Genomic DNA, 17,725 nt, shown 5'->3' with positions numbered 1-17,725 from the left:
TTGGGGTTTTCTATCCCTTTAACTGGTGTTCTCTATCACCTCAATATTGATTCGGAACGTATTGCAAATCAACTTGCCAAAAACAATTCTGTCCCGTCATAGTTATATTTATGTAATCAAGGTGATTACGATCATTCAACGTTATAAACACTACGATCATGAACGAGACAACTGTAAAAGGTGGCTGGAACGAATTAAAAGGTAAAATCAAACAAGCCTACGGCGACCTGACCGACGATGACCTGACCTATCAGGAAGGACAGGAAGATGAAATGTGGGGTAAAGTTCAGCAGAAAACTGGAAAAACGAAAGACGAAATACACAAAGCAATTGCCGATATATAGGTAACATAGAGTAAGGCATACAAAAAAAGCCAGCACCAATTGGTGCCGGCTTTTTTTGTCGTAAACCATTTTAAATGACTGGCTCCCAACCTTTCTCGTACTGTCTGCTCCACAATTTCATGGCTTCGGAGTCGTGAATGTGGCCGTTTTTCGGATCGACCGAAAATGATTTATTCGTCCGATAAGCGATATTAGCCAGATGACAAAGCAGTGTGCTTTTGGCTCCATCGTCGATAGTAGAAGCCTGTTTGGCTTTACCCCGGATAGCCTCAAAGAAATTCATCATGTGTCGAGTTGTCATATCGCCACCGCCCCCTAAGGCAGTGCCCGCTTCCGACCCCTTCGACTTACTATCTTTAATCACTTTGCCATCCCGCCCGAAAAGCGTATAGCCATCCCGGTCAACATATACGTTGCCGTTGGTTCCGTAAATAATGGTTCCTCTATCGCTACCAAACGTCTTATGGCCGTTCCGACTATTGCCATCCCATTTGATGATTTTGTTACCCGGAAAGCGAAAAGTAGCGTCCATCGTATCGTAAACGGCCCAACCATCTTCCGGAAAATACCGCTTGGCAGCCTCTACCGTTACATATTCTGGAAACTCAACCTGCAACGCCCACCGGGCCATGTCCAGTTCGTGGGTAGCATTGTTTCCTGCTTCGGCCGTTCCGTACTGCCAGCCGTACCAGTGCCAGTTATAATCCCAAGTGTCGTGGGTATACGGTGTGCGTGGGGCCGGGCCCTGAAATAACTCCCAATCCAACCCCTCAGGCACGACTGCTTTCTTCGGAACAGGCACGTCACCCCGTGCATTGGCATAAAAAGCAATAGCCTTGTAAGGCTTACCGATTACGCCATTGTGGATCTGGTTAATAATATCAATAGACTCCAACGAGGATCGCTGCTGGTTACCCATTTGAATTATTTTGCCGGATTTCTTCTGAATTTCGACCAGAATTTCACCTTCGCGGGGATTGTGGCTACAGGGCTTTTCGACGTATACGTGCTTACCTCCCTGTACGGCAAGCCAGGTTCCCGGCGCGTGCCAGTGATCAGGGGTTGCATTAATCAGCACATCGACATTCTTATCGGCAATAACCTTACGAATATCGTTTTCCATCTTAGGCGTATACGAAATATGCTTCGAAAATTTTTGAACCGCCGACTCCCGCTGCTTTTTCATAACGTCGCACAGATACACCAGTTCGACGTTGCTTTCTTTTTTCGAAATCGGCTCATAATAAGCGCTCAATCGCCGACCAAGTCCGGCAATAGCGACGTTCAGCCGTTCGTTAGCACCAATTATTTTGGCGTAACTTTTGGCCGACATCCCATTTGCCAGTCCGCCGAATGTAACGCCCGCAGTGCCTAAGGCCGCTTTTTTGATAAAATCTCTTCGAGAATTTTCCATTGAATACAGAATGCTTAAGGAATTTATTAGTCAGAGCAGGTTGGTAATGCACACATACCCTGACACAACGAAGAAGGGAAAATAAAAAACATTATGCCTTGCGTTTGCCCTGCTTTGAGGCATCACAAATGCCCTTAAAATAACCCACCGATTCAGCAATGCCTGCTAAGGGATCTTTCATGTCTTTTTCATATTCCAGGCTGCAACAGCCATCGTATTTTACTTTACGCAACATGGTCACGAATGCCGGTATGTCAATTACTCCCCGTCCTAACTCACAGGTAGTTCCTTCTTTAGTAGCCGCAGTGACGTTTTTTAGATGGATATCAAAAATTCGTTTGGCATATTTTTCCAGATCAGCAATTGGATCATCTCCATACCGCTTATCGTGACCCATATCGAAGCAAAGTCCAATTCGTGGGTCTAGCTCTTTAACCGCACTGTACACCGATGTGGCACTTGGAAACAATTTAATGTCCGGTCCGTGATTATGAATCGCGTAGCGAATATTAAACTCTTTCACTTTTTTATCGATATACGGCAAGTCTTCAGGGTTAGGAATGCCTATTATCATGTTTACACCAACACGCCGGGCGTAATCGAATCCGTTATCGATCTCCTGCTGCGTTTTCATATAAATCGGTCCCACAGCATACCCCGTGACACCCGACTGTTTTAGCTTTTCATGAAAAGCAGTAATTTGTTCGGCAGTACTAGCATAAGGAAGATGAAAATCCTTGATACACAAATAGTGTACGCTCGTTTTCCGCATCATCTCAAGCGATTGGTCAAGGTTAAAATTGACAAAGCTATAACCCGCCATGCCTAATTTAAACAAGTCCTCGTTGGCGGAGACGTGAGTTTCAGGTGTGTTGGCAGTAGCTAATACCGGGCTCATGCCAGACAAAGCCATGCAGCCGCCTGCATTTTTCAGAAACGATCGTCGTGTGGTCATACCTACTGACTGGTAAACGTTGTTGTTATCTGTATTAAAAACAGTTTTGGCCCTTTTCTACTGACAACGTCGCTAATCAATCCACTTGAGAAACCACCACCGTACCTTAAGGTTGCCCAATACTGCTGTATAGACTATTGCATAAGCCCAGCAACTAAAACCCGTTTTGACAGGCCAAACGTTAGTTTACGACTATTTCCTCCGCTCTATAAACGTGTCCTACCGTTCATCCTAGTTTTCGGTAAACCACTGTAAAACCCATTGGTAATTTATTCGTTTATTCGTAACTATACGCTTAGTTTTTGGATCACCCAACTAACCGTATATTTATGCGTAACACTATTACACGAGCGGGTACGCTGGCCGTTGCTTTATTAGTCGGCAACCTGACCTTCTCGTCTGCTCAGGACAAGTCAGCGGCTGTTGCCGTTCCGGAAGGTATTACAAAAGGTGCGTCTGTTGAAGGCATTACTGAGTACAATCTCAAGAATGGCCTCAAAGTTTTGCTCTTCCCCGACCCATCGAAACCCACTATTACGGTCAATATCACTTACTTAGTGGGTTCCCGGCATGAAGGGCTGGGCGAAACAGGTATGGCCCACTTGCTGGAGCACATGGTCTTTAAAGGTTCGACCAAGCACACCAACATCCCACAGGAATTGACCTCACACGGTGCCCGTCCCAATGGCACTACCTGGCTCGACCGCACAAATTACTTCGAGACGTTTTCGGCAACCGATGAAAACCTGAAGTGGGCACTCGATCTGGAATCAGACCGGATGGTGAACTCGTTCATTAAGAAAGAAGATCTAGCAACGGAGTTTTCTGTCGTTCGAAACGAGTTTGAAATGGGCGAAAACTCCCCCCAGAATGTACTGAATGAGCGCGTTGTCTCTTCGGCTTATCTGTGGCATAACTACGGTAATTCGACTATCGGCAACCGCTCCGACATCGAAAAAGTACCTATCGATAATCTTCAGGCATTTTACAGGAAATTCTACCAGCCCGACAATGCTGTTCTGGTAGTGGCTGGTAAAATTGACGAAGCCAAAACCTTGGCACTGATCAACCAGTATTTCGGTGCTGTTGCTCGTCCAGCGCGGGTTTTGCAGCCAACCTATGGCCAGGAACCCGTACAGGATGGAGAGCGCCAAGTGACGCTCCGGCGTGTGGGTGATACGAAAGTAGTGTCGGCTCTGTACCACATTATGCCCGGTTCGCACCCCGACTATCCCACGATGGATGTTGTGATCGAATTATTGACCAACGAGCCGTCTGGCCGATTATATAAATCCCTGGTAGAGACGAAGAAAGCCTCACAACAGTATGGCTATTCGTTCACGACCAAAGATCCTGGTTATGTGTACTTTGCGGCTGAAATGCTGAAAGAGAAATCGCTGGACGATGCAAAAAAAGCACTGTTATCAACGCTGGACTCTGTTGCTATCACAACCCCGTCGAAAGAAGAAATTGACCGCGCTAAAGCCAAATTACTGAAAGACGTTGAACTGAATTTCAAAAGTGCCGAGCGCGTTGGTCTGGCCATGAGCGAATATATTGCTACGGGTGATTGGCGGCTGGGTTTCCTCTATCGTGACGCGCTCGAAAAAGTTTCACCAGCCGATGTAAAGCGCGTAGCCGATTACTATTTCAAACCGTCGAACCGTACCGTTGGCGTATTCATCCCGGAGCAAACTCCCGACCGGGTCGATGTACCACAGGCACCTGATGTGATGGCAATGGTAAAGGATTACAAAGGCCGGGCACTGGTTGCCCAAGGCGAAGCTTTCGATCCGTCGCCAGCCAACATCGACGGTCGTACCCGCCGTTCGGAACAGCCCAATACCATTGAATTGGCGTTATTGCCCAAGTCAACACGGGGCAATGAGGTAAATGCCCGCCTGACGCTTCGCTATGGTGATCAGAAAAGCCTGATGAATAAGAGCGCCATTTCGGTCTTTACCGCGTCGATGCTTGATAGAGGTACTACAACCCGTAGCCGTCAGCAAATCAAGGATGAATTAGATAAATTGAAGGCGCAGGTTAGCGTATCTGGCGGAGGCAATCAAGTGAATGTGACCGTCAAGACGACTAAAGAGAACCTGCCAGCAGTGCTACGAGTTGTGGGCGATATGATTAAACATCCGGCTTTCAATGCCAATGAGTTTGAAAAACTGAAACAGGAACAATTGGCGCAGATTGAATCGCAACGTTCTGAACCACAGTCACTGGCATTCACAGCATTTCAGCGACAGATGAATCCGTATCCGAAAGAGGATGTTCGTTATACCTCCACACCCGATGAAGATGTGGCCGACGTAAACGCCCTTAAACTGGACGATTTAAAGCAATTTCACAAGGATTTTTATGGTGCACAAAATGCAACGCTGGCTATCGTTGGCGACTTCGAAGAGACGCCCATTCGGAAGGTAGTTACTGACGAATTAGGCACCTGGAAAGCTAAGAAGCCATTTAGCCGGTTGGTTTCGGTCTACAACGATATTAAACCAACACCCCAATCTCTAGAGGCTCCCGATAAAGCCAATGCGTTTATGGTTGCGGCTGTCAATCTGCCTCTGCGCGATGATGACCCCGACTACCCCGCTTTGGTACTTGGCAACTACATGCTGGGCGGTGGCTTCCTGAACTCACGGTTAGCCGTTCGTATTCGTCAGAAAGAAGGTATCAGTTATGGCGTTGGTTCGCAGTTACAGGCTAACCCACTCGATAAAACTGGTATGTTTATGACCTACGCCATCTACAATCCGGAGAATGCCGAGCGGCTGGAAAAAGCCTTCCGTGAGGAGATGGATAAAGTAGTGAAAGACGGATTTACAGCCGACGAGATTAATGCGGCCCGTTCGGGTTTGTTGCAATCGCGGATGGTGTCACGAGCACAGGACCCCTCGCTGGCCGGTACACTCAATAACTATTTGTATCTGAACCGGACGCTCGATTGGGATGCCGATTTCGAAAAGAAAATGGCATCTCTAACGCCCGAACAGGTCAATGCCGCGATGAAGAAGCATATCGACCCGTCGAAAATTTCGATTATTAAGGCTGGTGACTTCGCCAAAGCAGCTAAGAAAGTCTCTGAAAAACAACCGGCATCGTCGGTGAGTGGCGGCAAAAAGAATTAATAGAAAAAGAATTAGTAATTGATTGACCTGTTCTTGTTATTTCCTTATGCCGGATAAACAAGAACAGGTCTTTTTTTGTACATTTAAACTATAAATGTCGTTATCAACCTAAAAAATGCGTTTACCTATGAAAAAGGGATTGGTACTCTTCTTATTTGGGCTACTGACGCTGCCGGGTTTGGCGCAGGACCGGATCGTTTTGCTTCGTGACACAACCCGACTGAACTTATCACTTGCTGATTTAACGAAGAAATACTCACCTGCTATTGCTCGCGTTGCTGGTGAACAAGGTGTTTTCGCCCGACAGGGGAAACTATTTTTTGATACAATCAACGCCAGAAGTCAACAGTTTTTCACCTTCATCGAACGTAATAAAAAACGGTTGCCGATGTCGGGTATCATGGTGCAAACGGAGGAATTCATTCGGCTTGACGGCACGTATGACCGAGTCTTTTGCGAATTTTCAGGCAGCGAACTAACCGATCAACAGGAAGGTCAACTGTTGCAGTTCGTTGCCGAGTGGTACGGTCAGCATCCATTTCCGATAAAAACTAAAACTGGTTTCCGGCAGAAGGGAATGACCGTTTTGGGTTCCATTCCGCAGAAACGTACCGTTCGGCGCGGATCGGGAATCATCAGCACCGTAGAAGCGGCTAAGCAAACTACTCGACCCGACACAGTAACGATGCTGGCCCTCAATCAACTGGAACTAGTTAACATACCCGAAGTTGTGTATCGGTTCCCCAAATTGGAAGAAATAGACTTATCGAAGAATGACCTGCATCAACTACCGGCTAGACTGACAGCCGACATTCGCACCTTAAAGCGACTCAGTATACTTTATAATGCCATTCCTAATGACAGTGTATTCATTACTCGCAATAAACACTTGCGGTCCCTTAATCTGCAAGGTAACAAGCTAACGCGAATCCCGTCATCTGTCCGTCAGAATCGCCGACTCGAAAGCTTATGGCTGGGTAATAATAAATTGACAAGTATTGACATCAAAACACTGCGTCGTTTGCACCGATTAAGCGACTTGAATCTTTACAACGCGGGATTAACTCAATTACCCAAAAACATCGGGCGGTTAAAGCACGTGAAGGTGCTGGATTTATACTACAACAAACTCACTGAACTCCCCCGCCAGCTAGGGCGGATGAAACGATTAGAACAATTGGCCATTGCTCACAATGACCTACATGAATTACCGGCGTCACTGGCAAAGTTAAACCACTTGCAAGTCTTGTTTGCTCATCATAACCGGATTAGTCAATTGCCCACCGACTTCCAGGAGTTACGACAGCTGCGCGTGTTGGATATAGGTTACAACTGGCTTAACAGGGCTCCAGCTGTGCTTGGAGCAATGCCAGCCTTAGAAGAACTCGACTTAAATAATAACAATTTACGGGAGTTTCCAGCCGTGTTAACATCGATTAAGAATCTGAAAAAAGTGTATATGGGTAGTAATCCCCTCTTTGGTGAAGAAGCCATGAACAGCCCATACGCGAATCAAATTAAACTGCTGGAATCAAACAACGTAAAAGTCACGTACTGATCTGGTTAATACTTTTCTCAGAATTTTCATAATCAATCTCATAAATAGCGAAAAAACGGCCAAGTAAAGGAGAAAAATACAAGTTGTTGATGTTACCTTGACATTAACGAATTAGTTAGTATGCAAGTCATTACGTCTCCTGCCACAAGTACTCCAAACCGCGCTACACTCTGGGGTAATTTAATTTCAGTATATATACTGTGGGGGTCAACTTACCTGTTCATTCATTTCATGACCGAACAGATGCCCCCTCTGTATATGGTCTCCATTCGTTATTTGATTGCTGGGTCTATTCTGTACGGCTACGCCCGACTAACCGGCACGCCTAGCCCAACGCGTCTCGAATGGCGGTCAGCAGGCATCATCGGTGTGTTGTTGCTGACGATTGCCAACGGTTGCCTTTCGGTGGGACTTCAATACATTCCAAGCGGTATGGCGGCTTTACTAGGCGGATTACTACCGGTTTATCTACTTACGCTTAACTGGATTTCCTTTGGCCGAAAACGCCCCAGCAACTTGGCTCTGGCTGGCTTAACCGTTGGCCTGATTGGTATTTACTTACTCATCAAACCCGATAAGTTACAGGGTACGGGCGGCATCGACGCCAAACTAATTGGCGTGGGACTGATTGCATTCGGCAACTTTGCCTGGGCTATCGGTACTCTGCTGACTCCCCGACTTACGTTGCCGGCAGGCGCTATTTCGAGCGGCATTCAGATGATTGTGGGTGGCATTGCTACCTTGGTTCTTAGCTTGATACTAGAGCCGGTTACGCCCTGGAGTATTCTGGATGCTCCACCCAAAGCCATCGGCTCAATGATTTATCTGGTCATTTTCGGCAGTATTATTGGTTTTTCGTCCTACTCCTGGCTAGCTCGAAATGCTTCCCCCCAATTATTATCCACGTATGCGTTTGTAAACCCCGTTGTAGCCATGTTACTAGGCACTATGTTTGCCGGAGAAGTCTTTTCAAGCCAGTCATTTATGGGTGCCATCGTGGCGCTGGTGGGTGTGGTATTAATTACACTGGGAAGAAAATGATTTATACTTAACGATGCGTACTGTCGCCATTCTGCTTTTCAACGAAATTGAGGTTTTAGACTTTGCCGGACCCTTCGAAGTTTTTGGGGTTACGGGTAAACAAGCAGGCCAAGAACCACCATTTCTTGTCTTTACAGTCGCCGAACGCGGGCCTATATTTGCCCGTAATGGTCTATGCATCACACCAACCTACTTACTCAACGATCACCCGAAAGCAAACATCGTTGTCGTACCGGGCGGAGGTGGGATTCATTCCGATGGTACACCCTACGGCTCCCGACGCGAAATGGATAACGCGGTTGTTTTGAACTGGATTCGGCGCTCTAATGAAAGCGCCGAATTAGTGTTGTCCGTGTGTACGGGGGCTCTCTTATTGGCTAAAGCTGGCTTGCTGGAAAACTTATCGGCCACAACTCACTATTCAGCGGCTAATAGTCTCGCTCAGATGGCTCCGCAAACAACCGTTCTGCCAGCCGAACGATACATTGATAACGGCAGAATTATCACATCCGCAGGCATTTCGGCAGGTATTGACATGTCGCTTTACGTTGTCAGTAAACTACTCGGCAAGCCCGTAGCCGACGAAACAGCGCGGTATATGCAGTATGATTACTGGAAATAAGTGTTGGTATCGGCAGACCTACAATTTACCTTCTCCAACCAACACCAACACTATTTACGATCAAACCGGTGGAGGACTTATGCTCGTCCAACCACCATCGACAACCAGACTTTGACCCGTGATATGACGAGATGCGGGAGAAACCAGAAATAAGGCGGCATTGGCAATATCCTCTACCGTAGCCGGGCGGCCCATCGGTGTAATACGTGACCAAATGGGTATGTAAGTTGGGTCATCTAACGTGCGTTCGGTGAGCGTTGCCCCCGGTGCAATTGCGTTAACGGTGATGCCGAGGGGCGAAAAATCAATGACCAACTGCTTAGCCAGCATCTCCAGACCCGCTTTGGTCATACTATAAACAGGCAAGCCCGGATGCGCCTGATGCCCCACCACTGACGACATGAACAATACACTGCCGCCCCGCCCCTGCTCCCGCATTTGGCGAGCAGAAATCTGCGCCAGAAAAAAGCTTCCCCGCAGATTAACATTTACAATTTTTTGAAAAGCGTCTGGCGTAGTCGTGAATATGTCGCCAAAAATGGTAATTCCCGCATTGGCAATGGCAATATCCAGCGATCCAAATGTATTGACAGCGGTATCGACCAGCTGCTGAATAAATGTCACATCGGATGCATCGCCGGGGCAAGCCTGACAGTTACCACCCTGCTCACGAATAGCATCGGCAGCGTTATGGGCCAACTCTTTATCATAATCGTTGAGCAGTACATTGGCTCCCTGTTGCGCAAGCGAACGGGCTATAGCAAAGCCGATTCCAATTCCGGCTCCAGTAATAAGGACCGTTTGGTTTTTAAAATCAATCATTAAAAGGTCGTTTTCCTAAGAATCAGTTTCTCTTAACCACCACTATAATAGCGAAAGCTACCTTTAGTGCGAATCCCGTTTTACTTCACTGCCGGAACCACCCTTCAGAAAATCAAAATCCGCGCCTTCGTGAGCCTGGGTCACATGGCGAATGTAGAGATTAACATAACCGCGTTCATACCCTAAATCAATCGGTTTAAAATGAACCAGTCGTCCGGCTAATTCCTGATCCGACACGTGTAAATGCAGGCTTCGATTTTCAACGTCGAGTGTAATGAGATCGCCGTTCTGCACCAGGGCCAGATTGCCGCCGACGGCTGCTTCGGGCGATACGTGCAGGATAACCGTACCAAAGCCGGTGCCACTCATGCGCCCATCCGAAATACGCACCATATCGTGAACGTTTTGCGCCAGAATCTTAGCTGGTAACTGCATGTTTCCCACTTCTGGCATTCCCGGATAGCCCTTTGGCCCAACGTTTTTCAGGACAAGTACGCACGTTGGATCAACGTCCAGATTCGGGTCGTCGATGCGGGCTTTATAATCGTCAATATTTTCGAAGACAACCGCCCGACCTGTGTGTTGCATTAGGTGGGGTGATGCGGCTGACGGCTTCATTACGGCTCCATTCGGGCAGAGATTGCCCCGCAAAACCGCAACGCCCGACTCGGGTTTAAACGGTTTTTCAACTGATGCAATCACATCTGAGTCATAGCATTGAGCATTGGCACAATTATCGCCTATAGACAGACCGTTAACCGTAAGCGCATCATTGTGTAACACATTACGCAATTCGCGAATAATAGCGGGCAGGCCACCGGCATAAAACAAATCCTCGACAAAGTGTTCGCCAGATGGCTGCAGATTAGCTAACAGCGGAATTTTAGCGGATAGCGTGTCGAAATCATCCAGCGATAAATCAACGCCCACACGCCCGGCGATAGCCGTTAGGTGCAGAATAAAATTAGTGGAACCACCAAGGGCGGCATTCACCATAATCGCGTTTTCAAAGGCTTGCCGGGTTAGAATCTGAGATGGCTTGGTCCCTTCACGAACTAATTCGACCATGCGAACGCCGGTCATGTGAGCCAATACTTTTCGGCGCGAATCAGCCGCAGGAATCGTGGCATTATCCGGTAAAGCCAAACCCAATGACTCTACCATGGCGGCCATCGTACTGGCGGTGCCCATTACGGCGCAGTGTCCCTGACTACGGGCCATACTGGCTTCGGCAGCCACGAAATCGGCCTGACTCATCTCGCCCATTTTGAAGGCTTCGGCAAAACGCCATAGGTCCGACGTACCAATTTTTCGCCCCTGAAACCGTCCGGCCAGCATCGGACCACCCGATACTACCATCGTGGGAATATCTACGCTACACGCGCCCATTACGAGCGAAGGAGTGGTTTTATCGCAGCCGCACATCAGAATAACACCATCAATTGAGTTACCCCGGATGCTTTCCTCAACGTCCATACTGGCGAGGTTGCGGAACAGCATCGCTGTGGGTTTTATCTGACATTCGCCGAGTGACATCACCGGAAACTCCAGCGGAAAACCACCGGCTTCCCAAACACCCCGTTTAATGGCTTCGGCCAGTTCGCGAAAGTGCGCGTTGCAGGGCGTCAACTCCGACCATGTATTGCAAATGCCGATAACGGGTTTACCCTCAAATTCATGATGAGGGAAACCCTGATTTTTCATCCAGGCACGGTAAATAAAGCCGTCTTTTCCGGTGCGGCCAAACCAATCTTGGGAGCGTAATGGCATTTTTAGTGAACAGTTAACTGTACCTAGTAAAGAGTATAAGTAGTCGTTTTTTACTGTTAAAATCTGGCTAGGCAAATAGAGCGCAACTTGGCCCTTAATCTTTTGACCGTCAGTTTGTTCTCAAGTTAAATAGCATAAATGTACTGCTCAGTACCAACAAATTTTTCACAAAATACTGATTATCAGCACACTAATTAACAACCACTATCGTTATAAATAAAGTACCATCCTGATTGAGTTTTGTTAAAACGAGTTGGATTTCCCTTACTGATGGCCTTTATTCGTCCGGCTGTCACCGTTGCGGCCAAGTTAATTGCCCCAACCCTTAGTTTGTCTGCGCTTCCCAATTTTCACCTACTTAAAGCCAGTGCAGTAACCCAGTCCGATGCGACGGCCCTACTGAACCATCGGTTAGATGCATCAGCTGTTCTTAAGTCCGTTTCTCTCCCATTACCCGAATTACCGCTACTCGACGTTGATTTCTGTGGCGAGTGTTTACCTCTCGACCAAACGGATGTCGTTGATCGCTGGAAGCATGTTTTTACCCTGTTTCGTACACATGCCAGTGATATTGGCAACCTTCGCCAGCGAGCCGATACTTTTTTCCCAATTATCGACCCTATTCTGGAGAAATACGACATTCCTGCTGATTTCCGCTACGTACCGCTGGCCGAAAGTGCCCTACGCCCCAAAGCCGTTTCACGAGCGGGAGCAGCCGGTTACTGGCAACTAATGCCCGGCACCGCCCGCTCGTTGGGACTTAAAGTAGGCGGCCGAACCGACGAGCGGTTTAACGTTCAGAAAGCTACCGAAGCTGCCTGTCGCTATTTACGCTCATTGTATACTCAGTTGGGGTCCTGGTCGTTGGTTGCGGCAGCTTACAATGCCGGGCCGGGCTACTTAAAAAATCAACTCAAACGACACGAAAACCGGGACTACTACCAGATGAATCTTCCGCGCGAAACTCGGTATTATCTCTACCGCATATTGCTCTATAAAGAGATGATGTCGCGTCCTGACGATTATTCCTCGTTTTTGTCACCCGCTCCCGTTGAGCAAACGGCATTCCGACTAGTTGACCGTATTGGTCTGAGACCTATAAGTTAGTAAGAAAACCCGTTGAAGAGACGGGATTAGACCAACCGAATGCCCGTCTCTTCAATGACAATTTTTCGCTCCCGGTAGAGCGTACCGATGGCTTTCTTAAACGTTTTCTTACTCATTTCCAACGCACTATAAATCACATCGGGGGGGGTACTGTCCGTTAGCGGCAAAAACCCGTTCTCAGCTTTAAGTGTTGCCATGATGCGCCGGGCATTAGGCTCAACATTCTCAAAGCCAGTCCGTTGTAGGCTTACATCAACGAGGCCATCATCGCGAACGTGCTTGATATAGCCAATGAGTAGATCGCCGGTTCGGACGGTGCGAAAGATAGCATTGGCATAAACCAATCCCTTGTAACGGTCATTGATAATAACATTTACGCCGAGGTCGGTTAGTTCACAGGCCAGCAGTTGCACTTCTTCACCTACCTCCAGGTCGCTCACGTCATCATCCAAAAACCGGTTTACTTTGCTCGACCCTACTAACCGATTTGTACTCTCATCCAAATACATGAACACCACGTACCACTGACCAACTTCCATTGGCTGTGCCTGCTCGCGATGCGGCACAAACAGGTCTTTTTCCAGTCCCCAGTCTAGAAATGCCCCAGCACTGGTAACGGCAACAACCTGCAAGCTGGCAAACTCATCGCGATGAACGGCGGGCGTTAGCGTTGTAGCAATGGGTCGGTCTTCAGAGTCCGTATAAACGAACACGTCAATCTCATCGTCAACGGCAAGCGTAGTGGGTACGTATTTATTGGGCAGCAGTATGTCGTTACTAAAGTCCTGCGTTTGTCTGTCCGACAGGTCGCCGAGGAAAAAACCAACGCTGGTTTCGCGCAGGGCGGTTAAAGTATTTATTCGTCCAATATGAATCATAAGCAGTTGCAAACTCGGCAAGAAACAAACAGCCGGGTTATGTGCGGAACAAAGGTCGTTTTTTTATGCTGACGTAACGTCCATTTCTACTGACAGATTTCGCTGGTCAACCTAAATTTTGGCGAAATTAGGGCGTTCTTCAACTATTTTTTTTAGCTTTAACCGATTTAGGCAGCCCAAAAACAGAAGCAAAATCAGTATCGCTCTCACAAGATAAACCCTAATCGCCGAAATCAGTTATTAATCTATATCCGGCAGGGAATTCCAGCCGGCTTATCTTCCAGCGCCTGAATGCAGCCTGATACTACTAAATCTACCGATTCTGCTTCTGGTCGGCCTATTGTAACGCGTCGACTTGATAGCTTTTTTCTAAGCCTAGCCGATGTAGCCGCTTTTATCGGCCGGTTCTTCCGGGAGGCTGTCCTACCACCTTACGAATTCAAAGAAATTGTTCGGCAATGCTACGAAGTAGGGTATCGGTCGCTACTACTAATTTCAACGACGGGCTTCATTACAGGTATTGTTTTTACGAACCAGTCGCGCCCTTCACTATCCGAGTTTGGGGCCTCCTCCTGGTTGCCATCGTTGATCGCCATTGCTATTGTTCGGGCATTGGGACCACTGGTAACGGCTCTGATTGCCGCCGGCAAGGTAGGATCAAGTATAGGGGCGGAGTTAGGATCAATGAACGTAACGGAACAGATTGACGCAATGGAAGTGTCAGGTACGAATCCGTTCAAATTTCTGGTCGTTAGCCGGGTGTTGGCCACCTCGATCACGATACCGATTCTGACGATGTACACCATTTTCGTAGCCTTGATGGGTGCCTACATCAATGTCAACCTGAATGAACAAACCAGTTTTACATCGTTTATCCAGGAAGTATTCGGAGCGATTTCATACGTTGACATTTTTGCGTCAATCACTAAATCAATTGTCTTTGGGTTCACCATCGGCATGGTTGGCTGTTACAAAGGATACCATTCATCAAAAGGTACAGAGGGCGTCGGTAAGGCGGCTAACGCATCGGTTGTGACGGCCATGTTTTTAGTTTTTATCGAAGAATTACTTTCTCTTCAAATTATTGCAGCCTTTCGATAACGTTAATTCCCAATTTGTGAATGTGCGATAAGAACCATTTGTTCGTTCACTCTTCGCCTTTTTAATGATATGACACCAACAAACGATCCTGTTATTTCCATTCATGGACTGCGTAAGTCTTTTGGTACAATGCACGTATTACGCGGAATCGACTTAGAGGTAAACAAGAGTGAAAATTTGGTGGTGCTTGGTCGATCTGGTACAGGGAAATCCGTTTTAATTAAAATCCTTGTTGGTCTGCTCAAACCCGATACTGGGAGCGTGATGGTATTGGGGCAGGATGTTGAGCAATTACGGGATAAAGAAATGGATCAGTTTCGGCAGAAAGTCGGCTTTTCATTTCAAAGCAGTGCGCTATACGACAGCATGAGCATTCGCGAAAATCTGGAGTTTCCGCTTGTGCGAAATGTCCGTAATTTGAGTCGTGGAGAGATTAACGAGGCTGTCGAAAAAGCGCTGGATGCCGTTGGCCTGTCGCAAACAATTAACCAGATGCCTTCAGAACTTTCGGGTGGGCAGAGAAAACGAATCGGTATTGCCCGTACGCTGATTCTGAAGCCAGAAATTATGCTCTACGACGAACCTACGGCGGGTCTGGATCCCATAACATGCATTGAAATCAACAACCTTATCAATGATGTACGCGAACGTTTAGGAGCCACCTCAATCATTATTACCCACGACCTGACCTGCGCTAAAGCGACCGGCGACCGGGTGGCTATGCTTTTAGATGGACGCTTTGAACGTGTGGGTACATTCGATGAGGTGTTTGCCGACCCTGATGAACGAGTCCAGCAATTCTACAATTACAATTTTGTTAATTAAACACAACAACTTTTGAGTTGTTAGTTAGTAGTCACTTCGCTTGATACTAGCAACTAATCACTGACGACTATCGACCAACCACCTTTATAATATGAGTACAGAATCAACTAAACGTTCCCTTGTTGTCGGCATTTTTGTCCTGCTTGGCCTTGTCATTTTCGTAGCCGGGGTATTTGTGCTGGGTGGTCAGCAAAAACGCTTTACGAAAAGCATTCGAATTAATGCAATTTTCAACGATGTAGGCGGCTTAAAAGTTGGGAACAACGTCTGGTTTTCAGGCGTAAAAATTGGCACCGTTAAGCGCATTAGTTTCTTCGGTACCTCGCAAGTGGAGGTAGATATGGATATTGAACAAAGTTCGCAGGCCTATATTCGCAAAGATGCCAACGCATCGATCAGCTCCGATGGACTTATTGGCAACAAGATCGTTGTTATTACCGGGGGAACAACTCGCCATCCCGAAGTAGATGAAAATGACCGACTCAAAACATCGGAGGCTTTGAGTTCAGACCAGATCATGGCAACGTTACAGGAAAACAATAACAACCTGCTACGGGTAACCAATGATTTTAAGGAATTAGTCGGTAATCTTAAGCGTGGCAAAGGGACTGTCGGGGCCGTACTGACCGATTCTATGGTGGCTAATAATTTCAAGCGGGCCATGGTAAATCTGGAGCGGGCTTCGCAGAATACGGTAAAAATAACGGGTTCTGTTTCGCAGTTTGCGTCTAAACTAAATACAAAAGGGTCGCTGGCCAATGAATTAGTGACCGACACTACAGTTTTTCGGCGACTGAGCCGCTCCGCTACTCAACTCGAAAACACAGCTAATTCAGCAGACAAGACGGTTGGCAACATGAATAAGGCGTCGGAAACACTGAGCCGCACCTCCGACAATCTGCATAAGGCGTCCGAAAAGCTCAATAACACCAATAGCCCGCTGGGAGTGTTGCTCACCGATCAGGAAACGGCGACTAACCTCCGCACGACGCTCCGCAACCTAAGCCAGGGTACGGCAATTCTCAATGAAGATTTGAAAGCAGCCCAGAACAATTTTCTGTTGCGTGGCTTTTTCAAGAAACAGGCAAAGGAAGCCGCGAAACTGAAAGCAGATAGTACAGCTACAGCAAAACCCTAAACGTCAAGACCTTCTGAACATAGCAAGTAATCAGTTGGTGACAACTTCTTGATAGCGTTTTTACAAGGCCAGATGAACCGATTGAACCGGCTCACCGTAAAAAACTGTTGCCTGCCGATCGAAATCGTCAGTCGAGTCAGTTGTCAAAAACGTTCTCTGGTGGTGTTTGCTACATTGCGCGTCAATTTCGGGATGACGATTTAAATAATCGGACAGGCTGTTGGCTATAATGCTACCCTGACTCAAGATCGTCATGTTGGAAGGAGCCGCCTGCCGAATTTTATCAACTAAGAGCGGGTAATGTGTACAAGCCAGTAAGAGCGTATCAATTTCGGGCGATTGAGCCATCAATCGGTCAATGTGTTGCTTAACAAAGTAATCAGCTCCAGAGCTGGCATATTCGCCGTTTTCAACCAGCGGCACCCACATCGGACAGGCTTCCTGAAACAACTGCAATTCAGGGAAAAACTTCTCAATTTCAACCACATACGACTCCGATGTTACGGTACCGCGCGTAGCCAGAATCCCGACCTGACCGGTTTTGGAGTAGTTCCCAATCACTTCCGTAGTGGGTCGGATTACACCCAGCACCCGCCGACCAGGAGCAAGCGTAGGCAAATCGAGTTGTTGAATATTACGTAAAGCCTTGGCCGAAGCCGTGTTACAGGCCAGAATCACCAGTCGGCAACCCTGGTCAAATAGGTGGCGGACACATTCGAGCGTATAGTGATAAACTGTATCGAACGAGCGAGTACCGTAGGGAGTCCGAGCATTGTCGCCCAAGTAAACGTAATCGTATTGTGGGAGTTTCTGAACGATTTCGCGCAGGATAGTCAGGCCGCCATATCCCGAATCGAACACGCCAATAGGTTGTACTTCTTTATCCATCTTAGTTGCTGACTTTCAGTATGACCCCGATGGGGTCACATGTTTATAGAAGGTCCATATTTGCTATAAACATGTGACCCCATCGGGGTCATACAAGGCCGATTGTACAAAAACAACTCTTT

Annotated in this window: 15 protein-coding genes; 9 read left to right on the top strand and 6 right to left on the bottom strand. The window is 47.4% G+C overall.

Going from position 1 to position 17,725, the window contains the following annotated elements; genetic code table 11:
* Window positions 1-158: 158 nt before the first annotated feature.
* Window positions 159-344: a CsbD family protein gene (locus tag ACFS25_RS09315; RefSeq protein WP_381499086.1), complete on the top strand. Its 186-nt coding sequence runs from the start codon at window positions 159-161 to the stop codon at window positions 342-344.
* A 70-nt stretch (window positions 345-414) separates the two neighbouring features.
* Here the strand turns inward: ACFS25_RS09315 and ACFS25_RS09310 are convergent, their stop codons facing one another.
* Entirely contained in the window at window positions 415-1,758 is a 1,344-nt protein-coding gene (locus tag ACFS25_RS09310; protein ID WP_381499083.1) for a Gfo/Idh/MocA family oxidoreductase, read from the bottom strand.
* 91 nt (window positions 1,759-1,849) lie between these two features.
* Complete coding sequence (locus ACFS25_RS09305) at window positions 1,850-2,713, bottom strand: sugar phosphate isomerase/epimerase family protein (protein ID WP_381499080.1); 864 nt, start codon at window positions 2,711-2,713, stop codon at window positions 1,850-1,852.
* Window positions 2,714-3,042: 329 nt separating this feature from the next.
* On the opposite strand from ACFS25_RS09305, the gene ACFS25_RS09300 reads away from it, so the two are divergent.
* The 4 genes from ACFS25_RS09300 to ACFS25_RS09285 all read left to right on the top strand — a co-directional run bounded on the left by ACFS25_RS09300 (window position 3,043) and on the right by ACFS25_RS09285 (window position 9,074).
* Window positions 3,043-5,853 (top strand): M16 family metallopeptidase, encoded by a 2,811-nt coding sequence (locus tag ACFS25_RS09300; protein WP_381499078.1) that lies wholly within the window; start codon window positions 3,043-3,045, stop codon window positions 5,851-5,853.
* Window positions 5,854-5,980: 127 nt separating this feature from the next.
* Window positions 5,981-7,411 carry a leucine-rich repeat domain-containing protein gene (locus tag ACFS25_RS09295; RefSeq protein ID WP_381499074.1) on the top strand — a complete coding sequence of 477 codons (1,431 nt, stop codon included), beginning with the start codon at window positions 5,981-5,983 and terminating at the stop codon, window positions 7,409-7,411.
* A gap of 120 nt (window positions 7,412-7,531) precedes the next feature.
* Window positions 7,532-8,452: an EamA family transporter gene (locus ACFS25_RS09290; RefSeq protein WP_381499070.1), complete on the top strand. Its 921-nt coding sequence runs from the start codon at window positions 7,532-7,534 to the stop codon at window positions 8,450-8,452.
* Between the two features lie 13 nt (window positions 8,453-8,465).
* Window positions 8,466-9,074: a DJ-1/PfpI family protein gene (locus ACFS25_RS09285; RefSeq protein WP_381499067.1), complete on the top strand. Its 609-nt coding sequence runs from the start codon at window positions 8,466-8,468 to the stop codon at window positions 9,072-9,074.
* 60 nt (window positions 9,075-9,134) lie between these two features.
* Here ACFS25_RS09285 and ACFS25_RS09280 read toward each other — a convergent pair whose 3' ends face one another.
* Window positions 9,135-9,896: an SDR family NAD(P)-dependent oxidoreductase gene (locus ACFS25_RS09280; RefSeq protein WP_381499064.1), complete on the bottom strand. Its 762-nt coding sequence runs from the start codon at window positions 9,894-9,896 to the stop codon at window positions 9,135-9,137.
* Window positions 9,897-9,959: 63 nt separating this feature from the next.
* On the bottom strand, window positions 9,960-11,666 hold the full coding sequence (locus ACFS25_RS09275) for an IlvD/Edd family dehydratase (RefSeq protein WP_381499062.1): 1,707 nt from the start codon (window positions 11,664-11,666) through the stop codon (window positions 9,960-9,962).
* A 240-nt stretch (window positions 11,667-11,906) separates the two neighbouring features.
* Between ACFS25_RS09275 and ACFS25_RS09270 the strand changes: the two genes are divergently transcribed.
* Window positions 11,907-12,773 (top strand): lytic transglycosylase domain-containing protein, encoded by an 867-nt coding sequence (locus ACFS25_RS09270; protein WP_381499059.1) that lies wholly within the window; start codon window positions 11,907-11,909, stop codon window positions 12,771-12,773.
* Window positions 12,774-12,799: 26 nt separating this feature from the next.
* Here the strand turns inward: ACFS25_RS09270 and ACFS25_RS09265 are convergent, their stop codons facing one another.
* Window positions 12,800-13,651, bottom strand: coding sequence for a CvfB family protein (locus tag ACFS25_RS09265; RefSeq protein ID WP_381499056.1), 852 nt, complete (start codon window positions 13,649-13,651; stop codon window positions 12,800-12,802).
* Between the two features lie 291 nt (window positions 13,652-13,942).
* On the opposite strand from ACFS25_RS09265, the gene ACFS25_RS09260 reads away from it, so the two are divergent.
* The 3 genes from ACFS25_RS09260 to ACFS25_RS09250 all read left to right on the top strand — a co-directional run bounded on the left by ACFS25_RS09260 (window position 13,943) and on the right by ACFS25_RS09250 (window position 16,715).
* Entirely contained in the window at window positions 13,943-14,752 is an 810-nt protein-coding gene (locus ACFS25_RS09260) for an MlaE family ABC transporter permease (protein WP_381499054.1), read from the top strand.
* A gap of 69 nt (window positions 14,753-14,821) precedes the next feature.
* Window positions 14,822-15,577: an ABC transporter ATP-binding protein gene (locus ACFS25_RS09255; protein ID WP_381499051.1), complete on the top strand. Its 756-nt coding sequence runs from the start codon at window positions 14,822-14,824 to the stop codon at window positions 15,575-15,577.
* 91 nt (window positions 15,578-15,668) lie between these two features.
* Window positions 15,669-16,715 carry an MlaD family protein gene (locus tag ACFS25_RS09250; protein ID WP_381499049.1) on the top strand — a complete coding sequence of 349 codons (1,047 nt, stop codon included), beginning with the start codon at window positions 15,669-15,671 and terminating at the stop codon, window positions 16,713-16,715.
* A gap of 60 nt (window positions 16,716-16,775) precedes the next feature.
* On the opposite strand, the gene murI is transcribed toward ACFS25_RS09250, so the two are convergent.
* On the bottom strand, window positions 16,776-17,603 hold the full coding sequence (gene murI, locus ACFS25_RS09245; protein ID WP_381499046.1) for a glutamate racemase: 828 nt from the start codon (window positions 17,601-17,603) through the stop codon (window positions 16,776-16,778).
* Window positions 17,604-17,725 lie beyond the last annotated feature (122 nt).

The sequence above is a fragment of the Spirosoma flavum genome (assembly GCF_042686045.1).
In the GTDB taxonomy this organism is placed as follows: domain Bacteria; phylum Bacteroidota; class Bacteroidia; order Cytophagales; family Spirosomataceae; genus Spirosoma; species Spirosoma flavum.
Note: the sequence above shows the minus strand (reverse complement) of the source record. Positions and strands in the feature narration are given on the sequence as shown.

Excerpts from the sequence above, each read along its gene's own strand:
- ACFS25_RS09315 (WP_381499086.1), top strand. The coding sequence starts at position 159 with ATGAACGAGACAACTGTAAAAGGTGGCTGGAACGAATTAAAAGGTAAA.
- ACFS25_RS09310 (WP_381499083.1), bottom strand. The coding sequence starts at position 1,758 with ATGGAAAATTCTCGAAGAGATTTTATCAAAAAAGCGGCCTTAGGCACT.
- ACFS25_RS09305 (WP_381499080.1), bottom strand. The coding sequence starts at position 2,713 with ATGACCACACGACGATCGTTTCTGAAAAATGCAGGCGGCTGCATGGCT.
- ACFS25_RS09300 (WP_381499078.1), top strand. The coding sequence starts at position 3,043 with ATGCGTAACACTATTACACGAGCGGGTACGCTGGCCGTTGCTTTATTA.
- ACFS25_RS09295 (WP_381499074.1), top strand. The coding sequence starts at position 5,981 with ATGAAAAAGGGATTGGTACTCTTCTTATTTGGGCTACTGACGCTGCCG.
- ACFS25_RS09290 (WP_381499070.1), top strand. The coding sequence starts at position 7,532 with ATGCAAGTCATTACGTCTCCTGCCACAAGTACTCCAAACCGCGCTACA.
- ACFS25_RS09285 (WP_381499067.1), top strand. The coding sequence starts at position 8,466 with ATGCGTACTGTCGCCATTCTGCTTTTCAACGAAATTGAGGTTTTAGAC.
- ACFS25_RS09280 (WP_381499064.1), bottom strand. The coding sequence starts at position 9,896 with ATGATTGATTTTAAAAACCAAACGGTCCTTATTACTGGAGCCGGAATT.
- ACFS25_RS09275 (WP_381499062.1), bottom strand. The coding sequence starts at position 11,666 with ATGCCATTACGCTCCCAAGATTGGTTTGGCCGCACCGGAAAAGACGGC.
- ACFS25_RS09265 (WP_381499056.1), bottom strand. The coding sequence starts at position 13,651 with ATGATTCATATTGGACGAATAAATACTTTAACCGCCCTGCGCGAAACC.
- ACFS25_RS09260 (WP_381499054.1), top strand. The coding sequence starts at position 13,943 with ATGCAGCCTGATACTACTAAATCTACCGATTCTGCTTCTGGTCGGCCT.
- ACFS25_RS09255 (WP_381499051.1), top strand. The coding sequence starts at position 14,822 with ATGACACCAACAAACGATCCTGTTATTTCCATTCATGGACTGCGTAAG.
- ACFS25_RS09250 (WP_381499049.1), top strand. The coding sequence starts at position 15,669 with ATGAGTACAGAATCAACTAAACGTTCCCTTGTTGTCGGCATTTTTGTC.
- murI (WP_381499046.1), bottom strand. The coding sequence starts at position 17,603 with ATGGATAAAGAAGTACAACCTATTGGCGTGTTCGATTCGGGATATGGC.